This is a genomic window from Streptomyces sp. NPDC003248 (assembly GCF_055563235.1).
Genome location: NZ_JBVHDT010000011.1, coordinates 73,157 through 87,157, shown reverse-complemented (window position 1 = coordinate 87,157; position 14,001 = coordinate 73,157). Strand labels below are relative to the sequence as shown.

Here is a 14,001-nt window from a genome sequence, read left to right as displayed (position 1 = left end):
TGGCCGGGGGAAGGGGCAGGCACGCGGAGGCGTGTCCGGGCCTGCACGCGAGCGCGGGACGGACGGTGGACCAACCCCCTGGTGGGAGCGGACACCGAGTCCGGCTTCGGCGGCCGTCGGACGGTGCGCCGCATGTCTTCGACAGTAGGCAGCCGACAGGAACCTGAAGGTACCCTTCGGCGCGTGAGCCTCCGCCCCGGAACCGTCTTCCTCGCCGACTGCCCCGCCCGCCTGGCCGTCGACATCATTTCCGGCAAGTGGGCCGTGGTCACGCTCTTCGCGCTGAGCGACGGTCCCTTGCGGCACGGCGAGCTGGTCGAGCTGATCGGAGGCATCTCGCGCAAAGTGCTGACGCAGACGTTGCGCGGCCTCCAGGACAACGGCCTCGTCGAGCGGCGCGTTTACGCCGAAGCGCCACCACGCGTGGAATACAGCCTGACCGAACTCGGGCGCACCCTCGAGGAGCCCATCGCGAGGCTGACCGAGTGGGCGAGATCCAACGGCGCGGCGATCGTCGCTTTCCGTGAGACGGCCGAGACGGAGGACACCTGGAACCACGCTCCGGCCGCCGCGCCCCCCGGCCTCGGTTCACGGCGGCACTGACAGCAGCTAATTCCGGCCGTGATCTTTCCTGTGGCTGAATTGTGGTGCATGGTGGTGCGCACGGGCCGCCCCTCTCCCCCCCAGGCGGCGCCCGTTGCCGGGCCCTGCCGTCTTCCCCCGGACGGCAGGGCCCGCCGCGCCTCCCGGCTCCCCACGGGAGGCATGCGGCTGCCCAGGAGCCGCCTCGGGCATGCCCATCGCCAGGAATGTCGGGCAAGGTTGTCCAGATGAGCGCTGTCTGTCACCGGCAGCGAGCAGAGGAGGATCGGTGTCTCCGGCTCCGGCGGTCCGCCAGTCGCTGAGCTGTTCAGCGATCCCGGTGGAGACAGAAGCTGTGTCACGGCCCGTGTGCCGGGCCATGACGCACGTCGCCTCGGCCGGTCACAGACCGGCTACGTCTCCGGCCCTCTTCAGGACGGAGTCGAGCGCGTCCACCACGGCGTTGTGCCGCCTGGCGCGCGCCGCCCGGTCCGTCGGGACCAGCCGCGCGGCGGCCTGCACGGCGTAGTCGTCCGGGTCGCCGAAGGCGGTCTGCGGGTGCTCTCCCGTATCCGCGCAGTGCGCCGTGACCTCCTTGACCGCCTGGAGCACGACTGCCCGGTCCACGCCCGGCTGCATCGCGAGCCGTACCTGGAAACGCGCCATCCACTTCTCGCGGTCTTTCTCCTTCGCCGCGTCGGTCGTCTGGTTGCTTTTCGCCATGTGCTGCTCTCCCGGGTGATCGGCAGTCGTCCGTCATGGAAGGGGACGTCGGGGCGTCGAAGTGGGTTGCGCGGACCCGCGCACCGAAGGTGCGGTGATCCGGGCCGGGGGCGCGGGGGTCTGTCCCCCGTGAGAGCTACGTGCAGGTGTCCACTGTGAGGTGACGATTCTCGATCGCCGTTTCCCTAGCGTTCGGTTCAGCCGCGGCGCCCCGGCCGCGGACCGGACGAGGAACCGGAAACGGAACCGGAGAAAAGAGTCGTCATGAAAATGGTGTGGCAGATCCTGGCCGTGGTCGCGGTCGCTGCGGTCGGCGGTCAGAGCGTCACCGCGGTGCAGGGCAATCCGTGGCTCTCGGTCCTCCTGGGCGGCCTGACGGTCGTGCTCTCGGTGTTCGTCTACCGGTGGGTCGTGGGGCGCACCGAGCGGCGCCCGGTCACGGAGCTGGCCCGGGAGGGAGCGCGGGAGTCGCTCTTCCGGGGCCTGGTCATCGGTGTCGCGATGTTCGGGTGCGTCATCGCGAACATCTACTTCCTCGGGGACTACGAGGTCCACGGCTTCGGCTCGCTGACCGGTGCGATCGGGCTGGTCGGCTTCATGGCCGGCGCCGCCGTCACGGAGGAACTGATGTTCCGCGGCCTGCTCTTCCGGCTCGTGGAGCGAGGTCTGGGCACGTACATCGCGCTGGCGCTGTCCGCTGCGGTGTTCGGCGCGGCCCATCTGTTCAACGAGAACGCCACCCTGCTGGGTGCCGTCGCCATCGCGATCGAGGCCGGCGGCATGCTCGCCGCCGCGTACGCCGCCACCCGCTCCCTGTGGCTGCCGATCGGCCTGCACTTCGGCTGGAACTTCGCGGAGTCCGGCATCTTCGGCACCGAGGTATCGGGCAACGGCGACACGCACGGACTGCTGGACGCCTCGACGTCGGGCGCCCAGCTGATCACGGGTGGCGAGTTCGGCCCGGAGGCCAGTGTGTACTCGATGGTGTTCGGTGCGCTGCTGACGGTCGCCTTCCTGTGGCTGGCCCGCCGGCGCGGCACCATCGTTCCCCGGCAGCGTGCCGAGCGCGTCGACGCCCTGGCTACACTCACCCGGTGATGAGCCTTCAGAGGGCGGGCCAGGTGTGGCGCCGGCTCGACGTCACCGTCCGCGACCTTCCGCTCGGAACACTGTTCCTGGTCGCGTCGTTCCTGCCGGGACTGCGCGGCCACGGGACGGAGGTCGGGGACCTGCCGACCCGCCCCTTCGACGCCCTCGCCGTCGGGGCCCTCGCGCTCGAAAGCCTTCCGCTCGCGGTGCGCCGGCGGTGGCCCGTCGTCTGTCTCGCCCTGGTGACGTGCGGCTTCGCTCTCGACCAGCTGCGCGGCTACCACTCGGCCGCCGGCACCGCACTGCCCATCGTGCTGATCAGTGCGGGGTCCCATCTGGAGCACCGCCGGCGCGCCACCGTGATCCTCCTCTCCGTGGCGTACGTGCCGCTGGCGGTCGCGCTCTCCCTGCTCGGTTCGGGCGGTGAGACACCGGCGGAGTTCGTGACGTTCTACCTGGTGCTGGCCCTGGCCTGGGGAGCCGGGGCGTGGCTGCGTTCCACCCGGGTCGCCGAGGCCGAACGCCGCGAGCGCGTCGCGGCGGAGACCCGTACCGCCGAACGCACCCGGATCGCCCGCGAACTGCACGACGTGGTGACCCACCACGTGACCGCGATGGTCGTGCAGGCCGAAGCCGCCCGCTATCTGACCGCCGCACCCGAGCGGCTCGAGCAGTCCCTGACCGCGGTCAGCGACACCGGCCGCCGCGCCATCACCGACCTGCGCCACCTGCTCGACCTGCTCAACCCCGACCACGGCACCGGCACCGGCACGGCGGAGGCCAAGGAGCTCAGGACACCGGCCGTCGGCAGGGTCCTCACCCTCGTCGAGCAGACCCGCCGGGCCGGACAGCCGGTGGACTTCACGGAACAGGGCACACCGCCGGCATCGACCGGCAGCGCCGACCTCGTCGCCTACCGGGTGGTGCAGGAAGCTTTGACCAACGCCCTCAAGTACGCTCACGGCAGCCGGACTTCCGTCGAGGTACGGCACGGCGAAGGGGAGATCACCGTGGAGGTCAGCACGGACGGAACCGGCTCACGCACCGCCGCCGCCGTCGGCAGCGGACGGGGCCTGGCCGGCCTGCGCGAACGCGTCGACGTCCTGGGCGGCGACTTCAGCGCCGGCAGCAGCACGGACGGCGGCTTCACCGTACGGGCACGCATCCCCGCCGGCAGCACCTCGTGAGCGCACCGATCCGGGTCCTGGTCTGCGACGACCAGATGCTGGTCCGCACCGGCCTGGTCACCATCATCGACGCCCAGCCCGACATGGAGGTGGCGGGCGAATGCGGAGACGGGCGGACCGGGGTCGAACTCGCCCACGAGGTACAGCCTGACGTCGTCGTGATGGACATCCGCATGCCGGTCCTCGACGGCCTCGAAGCGACCCGCCTGCTGGCCGGCGCCGGAGTACCGCACCCCGTCAAAGTCCTCGTGGTGACCACGTTCAACCTGGACGAATACGTCTACGAGGCACTGCGCGCCGGCGCCAGCGGCTTCCTCCTCAAGGACGCACCCCCGGACCGGCTGCTCCACGGCATCCGGACCGTGGCCACCGGCGCGGCCCTCCTCGACCCCGACGTGACACGCCGGCTCGTCGGCCGCTACGCCGCCCGCATCCGCCCCACCGAGAACACCTCCCGCGACATCCCGCTGACTCCTCGCGAACTGGAGGTCCTCCGCCTCATCGCGGACGGCCTCTCCAACAGCGAGATCGCCGCGGCCCTCGTCATCAGCCAGGAGACCGTCAAGACCTTCGTCTCCCGCATCCTCACCAAGCTCCAGCTCCGAGACCGCGTCCAGGCCGTCGTCTACGCCTACCGCCACGGCCTGGCCACCTGACGCCGCCGTGCGGGCGGCGGCACACCGGGAACGTGACGTCCGAAGTCCGCCGCCTCGGCAGGGTGTTGCTCATCTCCCCGGGCGGATCACCGCGGCCTCGGCGACCGTCCCGGCGGACCGCTCGGCCCGGGCAGCACCGGACCTGGGCCGGCGCGAGCGAGCGGTGTCCGGCGGACCGGACCCGGGCTCGCCGGTCGTAGGGGCGGCGGTCCGTGGTCGCGCCCGCGGTGTCACGCTTCCGGGACGATGACGACCTTGCCGGCGACGGTGCGGGACTCGGCGAGTTCCAGGGCCGCGGCGGCTTCGGCCAGCGGGAACCTCGCGGCGATCTGCGGACTGAGAACGCCGTCGGCCACCAGGCGCAGCACCTGGGTGAGGTCCGCGGTCATCCGCCGCTGCCAGGATGCCCGGCAACGGCGCCTGCCGGCCCAGAAGTTGTAGAAGTGCGCGCTCCTGCCGTTGGGCAGGGCGTTCCAGGCGGCGAGCCGCGCGAACAGCTTCAGCACCGGCAGCTGTGAGCTGCCTTCCTCGTCCTTGGTGGCCGCCGTGCCGTAGGAGACCAGCGTTCCGCCCCGGCGCAGCAGCTGCCACGACTGCTCCACCGCGTCGCCGCCGACGTGGTCGAACACCGCGTCCACACCGTCCGGCGCGAGCTCGCGGATGCGGTCGTACATGTCCGGGTCGCGGTAGTCGACCGGGGCCGCGCCCAGTTCGCGCACGGTGCCGTGGTGGCGCGGTGACGCGGTGCCGATCACGGTGACCCCTGCGTGGCGGGCCAGTTGGACGAGGGTGGAGCCGACACCGCCGTTGGCGCCCAGCACCACAATCGTCCCGCCGGTACGGACCTTGGCGACGCGGTGCAGCATCTGCCACGCGGTGATGCCGTTGACGGCCACGGTCTCCGCGGCGGCCGCGTCCACTCCGTCCGGTACGGGCATCAGGTCCTCGGCGTCGACGACGAGGTGGCTGGCCCACGCGCCGGTCTTGGTCACCGAGGCGAACCGGCGTCCGACGAGCGCGGCGTCCACCGCCGGGCCGACCGCCGTCACGGTGCCGACCACGTCGTAGCCGAGTACGAAGGGGAACGGCGGCTGGTCGTAGTACTTGCCGCGGCGCATCTGCTGCTCGGCGAACGACACACCGGTCGCCTCCATCCGCAGGACGACCTGGCCCTCGGCGGGGGCCGGCAGATCGCGGATCCGCAACTCCAGGCCCTCCGGCTCGACCTTGCCGGGCAGGACGACCTCGGTGACGGAGGTGGTGACAGTGCTGGTCATGGCGTGCCCCTGACGAAGCTCTCGATGCTTACGGATGTCTACTTACAGCCGTAAGGTTAAAGGTGTTGGCTCTGGTTCGGCAAGGGTGTTCGCCGAGAGACATGCGGGGGCGAGGCGATGAAGGGCGACTGCACCAAGGGGAATACGCCCATAAACTTGCTCATGTAAGGTTACGGAGATGAACGACACCGACGGGACGAGCCCGACCGCACCGGCCCGGGCACGCGCGCGCAATCGGCGCGGCGAGGGCGGCCGCCTGCGGGAGGACATCGTCTCCGCCGCCGCGGCACTGCTGGACGAGACCGGCGACGAGCGCGCGATCACCCTGCGGTCGGTCGCCCGCAAAGTCGGGATCGCCGCACCGTCGATCTATCCGCACTTCCCCGACCAGCCGGCCATCATGCTGGCCGTCGTTCAGCGCGAGTTCGCCGCATTGGCAGCGCATCTGCGCGCCGTCGCCCGGGAAGCAGGGGACGACCCGCGGGACAGGCTGTACGCCGTCTGCCGTGCCTACCTCGGCTACGCGCGGAGCCATCCCGAGCGCTACCGCACGATGTTCGGCGGTCTCTGGATGCCGACCCTGGGGGACAACTCCCTGACGGAGGACGACCTCACCCATCTCGGTACGACGGCCCTGCAGATCCTCACGGACGCCCTCGCGGACTGCGCCGCCGCAGGCCGGTCCTCGGTCACCAGCCCTCGGCTCGACGCCGTCACCCTCTGGCTCTGCCTGCACGGACTCGCACAGCAGCAAGCCGTCAGTCGCGTTTTCCCCTGGCCCGAGGACGGCATCGCCGACGCCATCATCACGCGGATCGCCCGGCTCGAAGACGCCTGACCGCGCCCCTCCGGTGAGGTCTTGGAAGGGCCGGCCGGGCCTTCGACGCTTCCGCGCCGGACCACGCGCAGCGCGCGGGTTCGCGGATTCCCGTCGCTGCCCCGCACCTGAACCTGCCGGTCGAACCTGCCGGTCGAGTCAGCGCCCGCGCCGCGTCGGCCTGCACCCGCGATCCCGGCGCCGCTGCTGCGGCGGCCGTCGCCCTCGCCCTGGTCATGGTGGCGGACGGGCAACCGGGCCGCGATGGCCCGCGGATCGCCGGCCAGGGCGGTCCCCGGCCACCTCACCCACCAGGCGCTCGACCGCGACCGGTAGCCTGGCCCGGTGGCCACCCGCGCGGGCGGCTGCACGGCGGTGGGGCCCGCCGTACCCAACCGCGACCACGCCGGTCGACAACGGTCCCTGCCTGACCCTTCCGCGCGCCCGCGCACGGACCGACACGATCAGGTAGGAGCCTGAACGCGTGCACCCCGACCACCCCGAACACACCGCCCGGGCCACCGGCTGGCAGGCCGAACCCGTCGATCCGGACACCGCTGTCGACCCGTGGCCGCCCGAGAAGGCACCCGGCCCGAAGCGCCGCCAAGCCGAGATCCTCGCCGCCATCGCGGCCGGCGGTGTCATCGGCGCCTGCGCCCGCTACGGCGCCACCCTGATCTGGCCGACCGCGCCCACGGCCTTCCCCTGGACGACGTTCTGGATCAACGTCACCGGCTGCGCCGCCATGGGCATCCTGATGGTCCTGATCACCGAACGCTTCACCGCCCATCCCCTGACACGGCCCTTCCTGGGCACCGGAGTCCTGGGCGGATACACCACCTTCTCCACCGCCACCCTCGACACCCGGCGTCTCCTCGACGCAGGCCGTCCCGGAACAGGGCTGCTGTACGCGGCCGCCACGCTGCTGGCCGCCTTCGCCGCGGTCTGGGCCACCGCCGCCCTCACCCGGCTCGCCGTCCGCCCGCACGCGACCGCGGAGCGGGGGCGGCCGTGAACTGGCTGATGGTGGTCGCCGGGGCGCTCGTCGGCGCCCCGCTGCGCTACCTCACCGACCGAGCCGTCCAGGCGCGCCACGACACCGTCTTCCCCTGGGGCACCTTCAGCGTCAACATCGCCGCCTGCGCCGGCCTCGGCTTCCTCACCGGCGCCGCGACCGCCGCCACCGTCCCCCAGGCGCTCCAGCACCTGGTCGGCCCCGGCCTGTGCGCGACGCTCAGCACCTACTCCACCTTCTCCTTCGAGAGCCTGCGCCTGGCCGAGACCGGCGCGAAGTACTTCGCCGCGGCCAACGCGGTCGTGAGCCTCGTCGCCGGGCTGGGCACCGCCTACCTCGCCGGCGCCCTCGCCACCGCACTCCTGGCCTGACGGAGGCCGCCTGCGCGCCCCACCTGGCGGCCGCTGCGGGCCGGGGACGATCAGGCCGGACTGTGCCGCGGCCTCACCCGTCATCCGCCATCCGCCATCCGCCATCCGCCATGGTCGGCTCCCAGCCGAATCCTGACCTGACCTTCCGCTGCCGTCCGCTGCCGGTGACCCGTCCCTAGTCCTACGCCGCCGCCGTCAACCTGTGCGCGGCCGACACGGGCAAGCCGGGCCGCATGGCCGTTTTCCGGATTGATCGGCCATCATCCCCCATGATGGGAACCGCCCGGGACAACGGGTCAAGTGACGTGGTGAGGAAGCAACATGGTGGTGAAGGCCGGTACGCAGCAGGAGCGCGTCGCGGGGCGGGTGTGGACAGTACGCCTGGATCCCCACGGCCGCCCCTCCGCCGGATCGGTGCGGCTCTCCTGCTCCCGCGCGGTCTGCGCCGATCAGCGCTTCACCGGCGGCGCCGGCGCAGGACGCAGAGCCGCGGTCGAACACATCAACCTGCACCTGGCACGCATCCGCGCGGGCGGCGGGCCGCGCGGCGAGGCGTGGTGCGCGTGCCGAGCCGCCGACTGCGTGTGGCACACCCCCGCCTCCGTCGCCGAACCGCGCGGCGGGTCGCGGCCGTTGCCGGGGGCGGTGCGGTGCGGCGGTCCGGTGGTCCTGACGGTGTACGCGGACCGTGCCGGAAGGCTGTGGCGGATCGCGGAGACGTGCGCGCGGTGCGCGGCCGCCACTCCGGACTGCCGTGTCCTGGACACCGCCCCGGCCGAGGGGGGCCAGGCGGCGGCGAAGCCGGCTGCCGCGGGGCGGGAGCCCGCGGACGGCATGAGCACGGATGGCGTGGCGGCGGTGTTCTCCGACCACGGCCCCTCCCCCGCGGCCGGCGCTTCCTCTTCCGCGGCGTCCACACCGGCGAAGGTCCCTCGCGCCCGCGCCGCCTCACCGGCCGGGATGCCGCGGGTGGCGAGGCGGTCGGGGAAGATCGCGCAGCGGATCGTGCCGCACGACCTGGAGCCCGACGTCCTGCGGGTCGAGCTCATCGAGCTCGGGGACGCGTTCCGCGCCTACCAGCAGCGCGCCGAACCCGACCTCGTCCTTCTGGCCGAGCTCCACGAGCGCAAGGCCCGCGCCTTCCGCCTGTGGGCCGACGTGAGCGGCGACAGGTCCCTGCACCACGAGGCACAGCGCGCGGAGACGGCCGTACAGACCACCCTGGAGATGCACGCCAACCGTGGTGGCCGGCCCGTCGGGGATGCGGCGGGCGGCGACCAGCCGGTGGTGGAACGGCTGCTGACCCGGCACCAGGCCCAGCACGCCCGTGCCGTGCTGGACCACGCCGCCGCCCACGCCCCGCACCCCGACGCCGAAGTCCGCCTGGCGGTGTTCATGCTCACCCTGCGGGCCGCGCGCGCCGGCACCGCGAACGTCACCGGCCAGGACCTCTCCGGCTGGCTCCAGGACGATGCCGAGGGGGTGCTTCAGCGGCTGCTCGCGGCCGACTGGCTGCGCCTGCCCACCACCGTGGCCGAGGTGATGGCCTCCCGGCCCGAAGACCCCGCCGCCCTCACCGTCCCCGCGCTGCTGCCCGAACAGCCTCGCCCGTTCGACTTCGGCAAGACCACCCGCGCGAGGATCTCCGGCTGGGCCCAGAAAGTCGTGGGCGACCGGAAGATCCGCAAGAAGAAGGCGGGTGCCGCAACCCGGCTGCTGGCCCTCTACACCGCCGCCCACACCCGCCTCGACGGGCACCTCGGCCACCTCGGGGACGGCGGGCTGCACCTGGACCGGGTGGCCGCGTTCTGCACCCTGACCCCCGAAGAAGTCGCCGAGCACGCCGAACTGCTGGTCGCCGCCGACTGGCTCACGGAAGCCGACACCGCCCGAGGCAGGCTGCGCGGACAGCTCACCGAGCGCGTCCTGCCGCTGTCGGGACTGCTGTGACACAAGCCACCATGCCGGCGTCCCTCTCACACACCACCCGCGTCCCACACGGCAGTTGATCTCACCCGCCGCGTGGGACGGCACCACCTCCCCGCTCGGCATCCGGTCGCAGGGCCGTGCCGAGGGCACCGCGACGGACGAGCGAGTAGCAGTGCACCGCTCAGCCCATGGGCACACTGCCCGCTCGTCCGTGGCGTTCGGCCGACCGGGCCGAGGTCATCGCCTCGCCAGTTTCGCCAGCCAGGGATGTCCGGGATGCAGGCGCGTCAGCCACCCGGCAAGGACGTCGCGCCGCGCCTGGCTCAGCAGCGGCAGCACCCCGTCGAAGTCCGCGTGGTCCTTGGGCCGTGCCGCCTTCGCCTTGAACAACAGCACCAGCTCTGGCACCAGACAGGGAATGCCGTCCGACGTCCGCTCGATGATCGCGTCGTACGGCAGCCGGAGTCTCTCGTCCCGCCGGCAGATCCACATCCCGCCCTCGTGCGGTTCGCGGAAGACATCGAACAGGAACCGACCGCTCGCCGGATCCCGCAGCCAGGTCTGATACGTGGCGGCAAGCGCCTCAGTGCTTGCACTCGCCCAGACCCGCCCCGAGCCCACCGCGTCGAACACGTATTCGGGGAAGCGGTCCCGAATCTCCGCGAACCCTGCCGCGGGCACGGCGATCTCCAGATCGTCATGGGGCCGCGACCGACCTCCACGGAACAGATCCAGCGCCCACCCTGCCACGATGCACCAGGGCGCACCGACCCCGCTCAACCGCTCCGCGACCTGTTCCGGCCGCCAGGAATCCGCCCATCGAGCAGCCAGTTCGTCGGCGTCCAGGACAGCGCCACCGGGCGGCAGAGGATCGGTCATCGGAACAACCTACTGTCTGGATCGATCGCTTCGGCCACGCTGGAGAAGCCGCTGCCTCTCCAGCCCGGGTCTGGCGGCCGGTGGGGAACAGCGGGCTGTGGGGCGACCGCCCGGCGATCTCTGTGGCGCGTGTGCCGCTGGGCAGAGCTCAGAGGTCCCTTCGCATGAGAACGCACATCGTCTCGTGGCGCCGGATCGCCCCGTCGGGTCCTTCCTCGTCCCAGGCGTCCGGTTCACGGCCGTACGCGACATAGCCCAGGCGCTCGTACAGGTCGCGAGCCCGGGGGTTGTTCTCCTCCACGGCGAGTTCGGCCCTGCGCAGCCCGCGGTCCCTGATCCGTTGTTCGGCAGCTCGGACGAGCAGCGTTCCCAGACCGCGGGACCGCAGCGCGGGGAGCACGGCGAGCTGCCACAGGGTCCCGGCTTGCGCGGAGACCTGGTAGTCGATGCCGCCGATCGCCACCGGCAGATCCGCCGGAGTGCATACGGCCAGGTAGTCCACCTCGCCGGCCGCGGCGCGCGCCAGCTCTCGCTCCACGTGGCGCAGGTGGGTGGCCGAACCGGACCAGGTGCACGCCGGCAGATCCCGGGGCAGTAGATCGCGCACGCTGACAGGCACGATGAGGGTGGCGTCGGTGGAATCGTCTTCGGTGGGACACGGCATGGAGCATGCCGACCGCAGTGACGGGACGACAACGTATTTCTCCCGCCCAGGCCGCCCAGGGCCCCTGGCCTGTCCTGGACGGTGAGGCCGACGCCGCCCGGGAGGCTCGAAAACCAGCCCCGTCGCGGGCGCCCAGCGTTCTCGGTGTCTGCCGCGCTCCCGGGGCCATGGGAGCCCGCCGCGTCGCACGCGGCACGGCCTCGGGAGGGCGGAGCGTGTGGGTGTCTCGTTCAGAGACTGAGCGTGATCGCGGCGGCGACGCCGCCGAGGCCGAGGGCGAAGGCAGCCTCTTTCCAGCCGCCGGCACCCCAGGGGAACAGGCGGTCGACCGCAAGTCGGCCGGGCCCGATGGCAGCGACGGCCAGGGCGACGACAGAGATACAGACGCTGTATTCCACTCCTCCGTCCGTCGCCCACAGGCCGTGGGCTCCCGTGACCGTCGCCATCGCATTGATCATGACGCCGATCAGGGCAGCGGCCGCGAGCGGGGTCAGCAGCCCGATGGCCAGACCGATGCCGCCGAGCAGCTCGGACAGGCCCCCGATCGTTGCGAAGAGTGTGCCGGGGTGGTAGCCCAGGGCCGCAAATCCCTCGCCGGTCGCCGTCAGGCCGGGACCCCCGAAAAGCCCGAAGACTTTCTGGGCGCCGTGGGCGGCCATCAGCAGGCCGAAGGTCAGCCTGATGAGCAGCAGGCCGCAATCGGCAGCGGTCACCACGTGGGCGGTGGACGGATGGGCCGCCGTTTGCGTGGAACCCGAATCACCAGGACGGTTCCATATGCGCTTGGTCGACATGGCAATGATCCGGTTGGAATGTCGTAACGGGTGTCTCCCCCGACTCGGCGAGATGGGGATGCCGAGCACCAGTGCCGGGAAAGCCCGCAGCGTTGCCGTCGGTGCGCCGTCGCAGACGATGCTTTCGCCGCGGGCAGCGTCGTGCGTCCGGCCGGTGGCGCGCGAGGGCGGGCGACCGGCGTCTCGTCAGCGGTCCTGCGCCGTCTGGTCATCACGATCGGTGTCGCTCGGGCTCAGCCGCACACAGCACTCCCCGGGTGCCGGGGCCAGGACGGCGCGGACTCCGCTGACCCGCAGGCCGCCCAGGTAGCCGCTGAGGAACGCCTGGTTCATGCCGCACACCAGGTCGGGGGCCTTCGCAGCCAGCGGATGGAAGGGACAGTTGCGCAGTCGGAGCGAAGTGGGCGTCTCCCGGACGGGCTCGTAGCCGTAGCGGTCCAGCAGCAGCTCGCATGCGGTCAGCCCGCGCTCGGGGCCCAGCCGCCCCGGCCGGGTCTCTTCCCGCGCGGCCTCCCCCAGCCGGCGGCCCCGCTGCTCGGCGGAGCGCACCGCTGCTTGCGCGGCGTTCTCACCGGCGCTTTCGGTCAGGACGGCATCCAGCAGGATGTCCGCCAGCAGCTCGTGACGCCGGTCGGGGATGCTGACCGTGATCTGCACATCGGTGGCTTCGTACACTTTCGGCCGCCGGCCGACCTTGCGGATCCCGCCGGGCGTCTCGTACCGCGCCTGCAACAACCCGGCGTCGACGAGTTTGTCGAGGTGGAAGGCTGCGAGTTTGCGTGAGATGCCGACGCTGGCGGCGGCCTCCTCACGTGTGACGGGGCGGCGGGTGCGCCGGATGAAGGCGAACATGCGCCGCCGTGAATCGTCACTCAGGACGCTGACGGAATCGATGGCGGAGCCGGTCGAGTCGGCCGCCACGGTCGAATCTGGGGCCACGAGTCCACCGTAACTCCTATTCGCCTGGGTGAAACTGTTGCCGCCGACGTCATTTACTGGGGACTTCGAATTCCCTTGCAATAAGGAAAACATGTATTGGTGCAAGGGGGTGGGGAATCGCGGCCGGGTCGGCCCGCCGCCGTCGGCCCGTGCTCTCCCCCGACCCGGGAGCGGCCCCTTCCGCAGCGGCCGGGCGATCGCGTCAGGGACACCGGGGCTGCACACGCAGGAGCCCGGCCGTGTTCTCCACGGCCGGGCTCCATGATCGAGCGCCGGGCAGGCCTTGCACCTGCATCTCCCCGCAGGAAGCGGGACGTCTTTCCTTGGACCACCAACGCAGCACCACTCGACGGAAGTCGCGTCGACCGGCTCAAGATCCATCATACCGCAGCGCGGCATGCCCGGGTTGAGGCGCCGGATGAGGGGTAGTCGGTCTTCTCTGCCGGCGCCGGCCATGCGGCGCACGCCGTCGCCGTGTGGCGGGTAGCCGGACGTGCGGCGAGACTGGAGCGAGCGGCGCCTGATGACGGGTGGGCCATGCACAGCGTTGAGGAAACGATCGAGGTCGCGGTCCCGGTGCGCACCGCGTACAACCAGTGGACGCAGTTCAAGAGCTTCCCCCGGTTCATGACCACGGTGAAGAAGGTCGACCAGATCAAACCGACCCTCACCTCGTGGACCGTCGCCGTCGGACCGTTGCGTGGCGAGTTCGTGGCCGAGATCGTGGAGCAGGTGCCCGACTCCCACCTGGTCTGGCGCGGTCTCGACCAGCGCCCCGCCCACCGGGGCGAGGTGTCGTTCAAGCCCACGGCGGCAGGCCGCACGGCGGTCACCGTACGGATGGACATCGCATCGCGCGGCGCCACCGGCCTGCTGGCCGGCGTCCCGAAGCTGGCCGGTCGAGTCGTGCGCGGAGAGCTGCGGCACTTCAAGGAGTACATCGAGGGGCTGGGGGAGGAGAGCGGGGCCTGGAGGGGCACCATCCGCAACGGCCGCCTGCGGCGTGCGGCAGCGGAACGGCAGGTGAGCGGAGTTCCCTGCTGGCCCGTCGGCTGATCCCCGGGAACAGCGTGAGCGAG

The 14,001-nt window shown here is 71.8% G+C and carries 15 protein-coding genes; 9 read left to right on the top strand and 6 right to left on the bottom strand.

What is annotated here, in order from left to right:
- Positions 1 to 132: 132 nt before the first annotated feature.
- Positions 133 to 603 carry a winged helix-turn-helix transcriptional regulator gene (locus tag ACZ3KJ_RS24480; RefSeq protein ID WP_467530300.1) on the top strand — a complete coding sequence of 157 codons (471 nt, stop codon included), beginning with the start codon at positions 133 to 135 and terminating at the stop codon, positions 601 to 603.
- A 381-nt stretch (positions 604 to 984) separates the two neighbouring features.
- On the opposite strand, the gene ACZ3KJ_RS24475 is transcribed toward ACZ3KJ_RS24480, so the two are convergent.
- On the bottom strand, positions 985 to 1,305 hold the full coding sequence (locus tag ACZ3KJ_RS24475; protein WP_467530037.1) for a hypothetical protein: 321 nt from the start codon (positions 1,303 to 1,305) through the stop codon (positions 985 to 987).
- Positions 1,306 to 1,569: 264 nt separating this feature from the next.
- Here ACZ3KJ_RS24475 and ACZ3KJ_RS24470 point away from each other — a divergent pair, with 264 nt between their 5' ends.
- The 3 genes from ACZ3KJ_RS24470 to ACZ3KJ_RS24460 are packed head-to-tail and all read left to right on the top strand — an operon-like array spanning position 1,570 to position 4,237.
- Positions 1,570 to 2,403, top strand: a complete 834-nt coding sequence (locus ACZ3KJ_RS24470) for a lysostaphin resistance A-like protein (protein WP_467530035.1) — start codon at positions 1,570 to 1,572, stop codon at positions 2,401 to 2,403.
- On the top strand, positions 2,403 to 3,581 hold the full coding sequence (locus tag ACZ3KJ_RS24465) for a sensor histidine kinase (RefSeq protein ID WP_467530034.1): 1,179 nt from the start codon (positions 2,403 to 2,405) through the stop codon (positions 3,579 to 3,581). Before ACZ3KJ_RS24470 ends, ACZ3KJ_RS24465 begins: the two co-directional genes overlap by 1 nt.
- Complete coding sequence (locus tag ACZ3KJ_RS24460) at positions 3,578 to 4,237, top strand: response regulator (RefSeq protein ID WP_467530033.1); 660 nt, start codon at positions 3,578 to 3,580, stop codon at positions 4,235 to 4,237. Before ACZ3KJ_RS24465 ends, ACZ3KJ_RS24460 begins: the two co-directional genes overlap by 4 nt.
- A 230-nt stretch (positions 4,238 to 4,467) precedes the next feature.
- Here the strand turns inward: ACZ3KJ_RS24460 and ACZ3KJ_RS24455 are convergent, their stop codons facing one another.
- Entirely contained in the window at positions 4,468 to 5,514 is a 1,047-nt protein-coding gene (locus tag ACZ3KJ_RS24455) for a medium chain dehydrogenase/reductase family protein (protein ID WP_467530032.1), read from the bottom strand.
- 178 nt (positions 5,515 to 5,692) lie between these two features.
- Between ACZ3KJ_RS24455 and ACZ3KJ_RS24450 the strand changes: the two genes are divergently transcribed.
- From ACZ3KJ_RS24450 to ACZ3KJ_RS24435, 4 genes are all read left to right on the top strand, one after another.
- On the top strand, positions 5,693 to 6,352 hold the full coding sequence (locus ACZ3KJ_RS24450) for a TetR/AcrR family transcriptional regulator (protein ID WP_467530030.1): 660 nt from the start codon (positions 5,693 to 5,695) through the stop codon (positions 6,350 to 6,352).
- Positions 6,353 to 6,815: 463 nt separating this feature from the next.
- A complete protein-coding gene (locus ACZ3KJ_RS24445; protein ID WP_467530028.1) occupies positions 6,816 to 7,346 on the top strand; it encodes a fluoride efflux transporter FluC in 531 nt (176 codons plus the stop codon).
- Positions 7,343 to 7,717 (top strand): fluoride efflux transporter FluC, encoded by a 375-nt coding sequence (locus ACZ3KJ_RS24440; RefSeq protein WP_467530026.1) that lies wholly within the window; start codon positions 7,343 to 7,345, stop codon positions 7,715 to 7,717. The genes ACZ3KJ_RS24445 and ACZ3KJ_RS24440 overlap by 4 nt, the downstream gene beginning before the upstream one ends.
- A 321-nt stretch (positions 7,718 to 8,038) precedes the next feature.
- A complete protein-coding gene (locus tag ACZ3KJ_RS24435) occupies positions 8,039 to 9,667 on the top strand; it encodes a hypothetical protein (protein ID WP_467530025.1) in 1,629 nt (542 codons plus the stop codon).
- A 216-nt stretch (positions 9,668 to 9,883) separates the two neighbouring features.
- On the opposite strand, the gene ACZ3KJ_RS24430 is transcribed toward ACZ3KJ_RS24435, so the two are convergent.
- The 4 genes from ACZ3KJ_RS24430 to ACZ3KJ_RS24415 all read right to left on the bottom strand — a co-directional run bounded on the left by ACZ3KJ_RS24430 (position 9,884) and on the right by ACZ3KJ_RS24415 (position 12,922).
- Positions 9,884 to 10,525: a nucleotidyltransferase domain-containing protein gene (locus ACZ3KJ_RS24430; protein WP_467530023.1), complete on the bottom strand. Its 642-nt coding sequence runs from the start codon at positions 10,523 to 10,525 to the stop codon at positions 9,884 to 9,886.
- 148 nt (positions 10,526 to 10,673) lie between these two features.
- Positions 10,674 to 11,189 (bottom strand): GNAT family N-acetyltransferase, encoded by a 516-nt coding sequence (locus ACZ3KJ_RS24425; protein ID WP_467530021.1) that lies wholly within the window; start codon positions 11,187 to 11,189, stop codon positions 10,674 to 10,676.
- A 230-nt stretch (positions 11,190 to 11,419) separates the two neighbouring features.
- Positions 11,420 to 11,983, bottom strand: coding sequence for a DoxX family protein (locus ACZ3KJ_RS24420; protein ID WP_467530019.1), 564 nt, complete (start codon positions 11,981 to 11,983; stop codon positions 11,420 to 11,422).
- A 186-nt stretch (positions 11,984 to 12,169) separates the two neighbouring features.
- The gene (locus ACZ3KJ_RS24415) at positions 12,170 to 12,922 is read right to left on the bottom strand and encodes a helix-turn-helix transcriptional regulator (RefSeq protein ID WP_467530018.1); all 753 of its coding nucleotides are present in this window, start codon (positions 12,920 to 12,922) and stop codon (positions 12,170 to 12,172) included.
- A gap of 537 nt (positions 12,923 to 13,459) precedes the next feature.
- Between ACZ3KJ_RS24415 and ACZ3KJ_RS24410 the strand changes: the two genes are divergently transcribed.
- A complete protein-coding gene (locus ACZ3KJ_RS24410) occupies positions 13,460 to 13,978 on the top strand; it encodes an SRPBCC family protein (RefSeq protein ID WP_467530016.1) in 519 nt (172 codons plus the stop codon).
- Positions 13,979 to 14,001: the final 23 nt, after the last annotated feature.

Coding starts and splice junctions, on each gene's coding strand:
- ACZ3KJ_RS24425 (WP_467530021.1), bottom strand. CDS start 11,189: ATGCCGTGTCCCACCGAAGACGATTCCACCGACGCCACCCTCATCGTG.
- ACZ3KJ_RS24430 (WP_467530023.1), bottom strand. CDS start 10,525: ATGACCGATCCTCTGCCGCCCGGTGGCGCTGTCCTGGACGCCGACGAA.
- ACZ3KJ_RS24465 (WP_467530034.1), top strand. CDS start 2,403: ATGAGCCTTCAGAGGGCGGGCCAGGTGTGGCGCCGGCTCGACGTCACC.
- ACZ3KJ_RS24470 (WP_467530035.1), top strand. CDS start 1,570: ATGAAAATGGTGTGGCAGATCCTGGCCGTGGTCGCGGTCGCTGCGGTC.
- ACZ3KJ_RS24480 (WP_467530300.1), top strand. CDS start 133: ATGTCTTCGACAGTAGGCAGCCGACAGGAACCTGAAGGTACCCTTCGG.
- ACZ3KJ_RS24420 (WP_467530019.1), bottom strand. CDS start 11,983: ATGTCGACCAAGCGCATATGGAACCGTCCTGGTGATTCGGGTTCCACG.
- ACZ3KJ_RS24455 (WP_467530032.1), bottom strand. CDS start 5,514: ATGACCAGCACTGTCACCACCTCCGTCACCGAGGTCGTCCTGCCCGGC.
- ACZ3KJ_RS24450 (WP_467530030.1), top strand. CDS start 5,693: ATGAACGACACCGACGGGACGAGCCCGACCGCACCGGCCCGGGCACGC.
- ACZ3KJ_RS24410 (WP_467530016.1), top strand. CDS start 13,460: ATGCACAGCGTTGAGGAAACGATCGAGGTCGCGGTCCCGGTGCGCACC.
- ACZ3KJ_RS24435 (WP_467530025.1), top strand. CDS start 8,039: ATGGTGGTGAAGGCCGGTACGCAGCAGGAGCGCGTCGCGGGGCGGGTG.
- ACZ3KJ_RS24475 (WP_467530037.1), bottom strand. CDS start 1,305: ATGGCGAAAAGCAACCAGACGACCGACGCGGCGAAGGAGAAAGACCGC.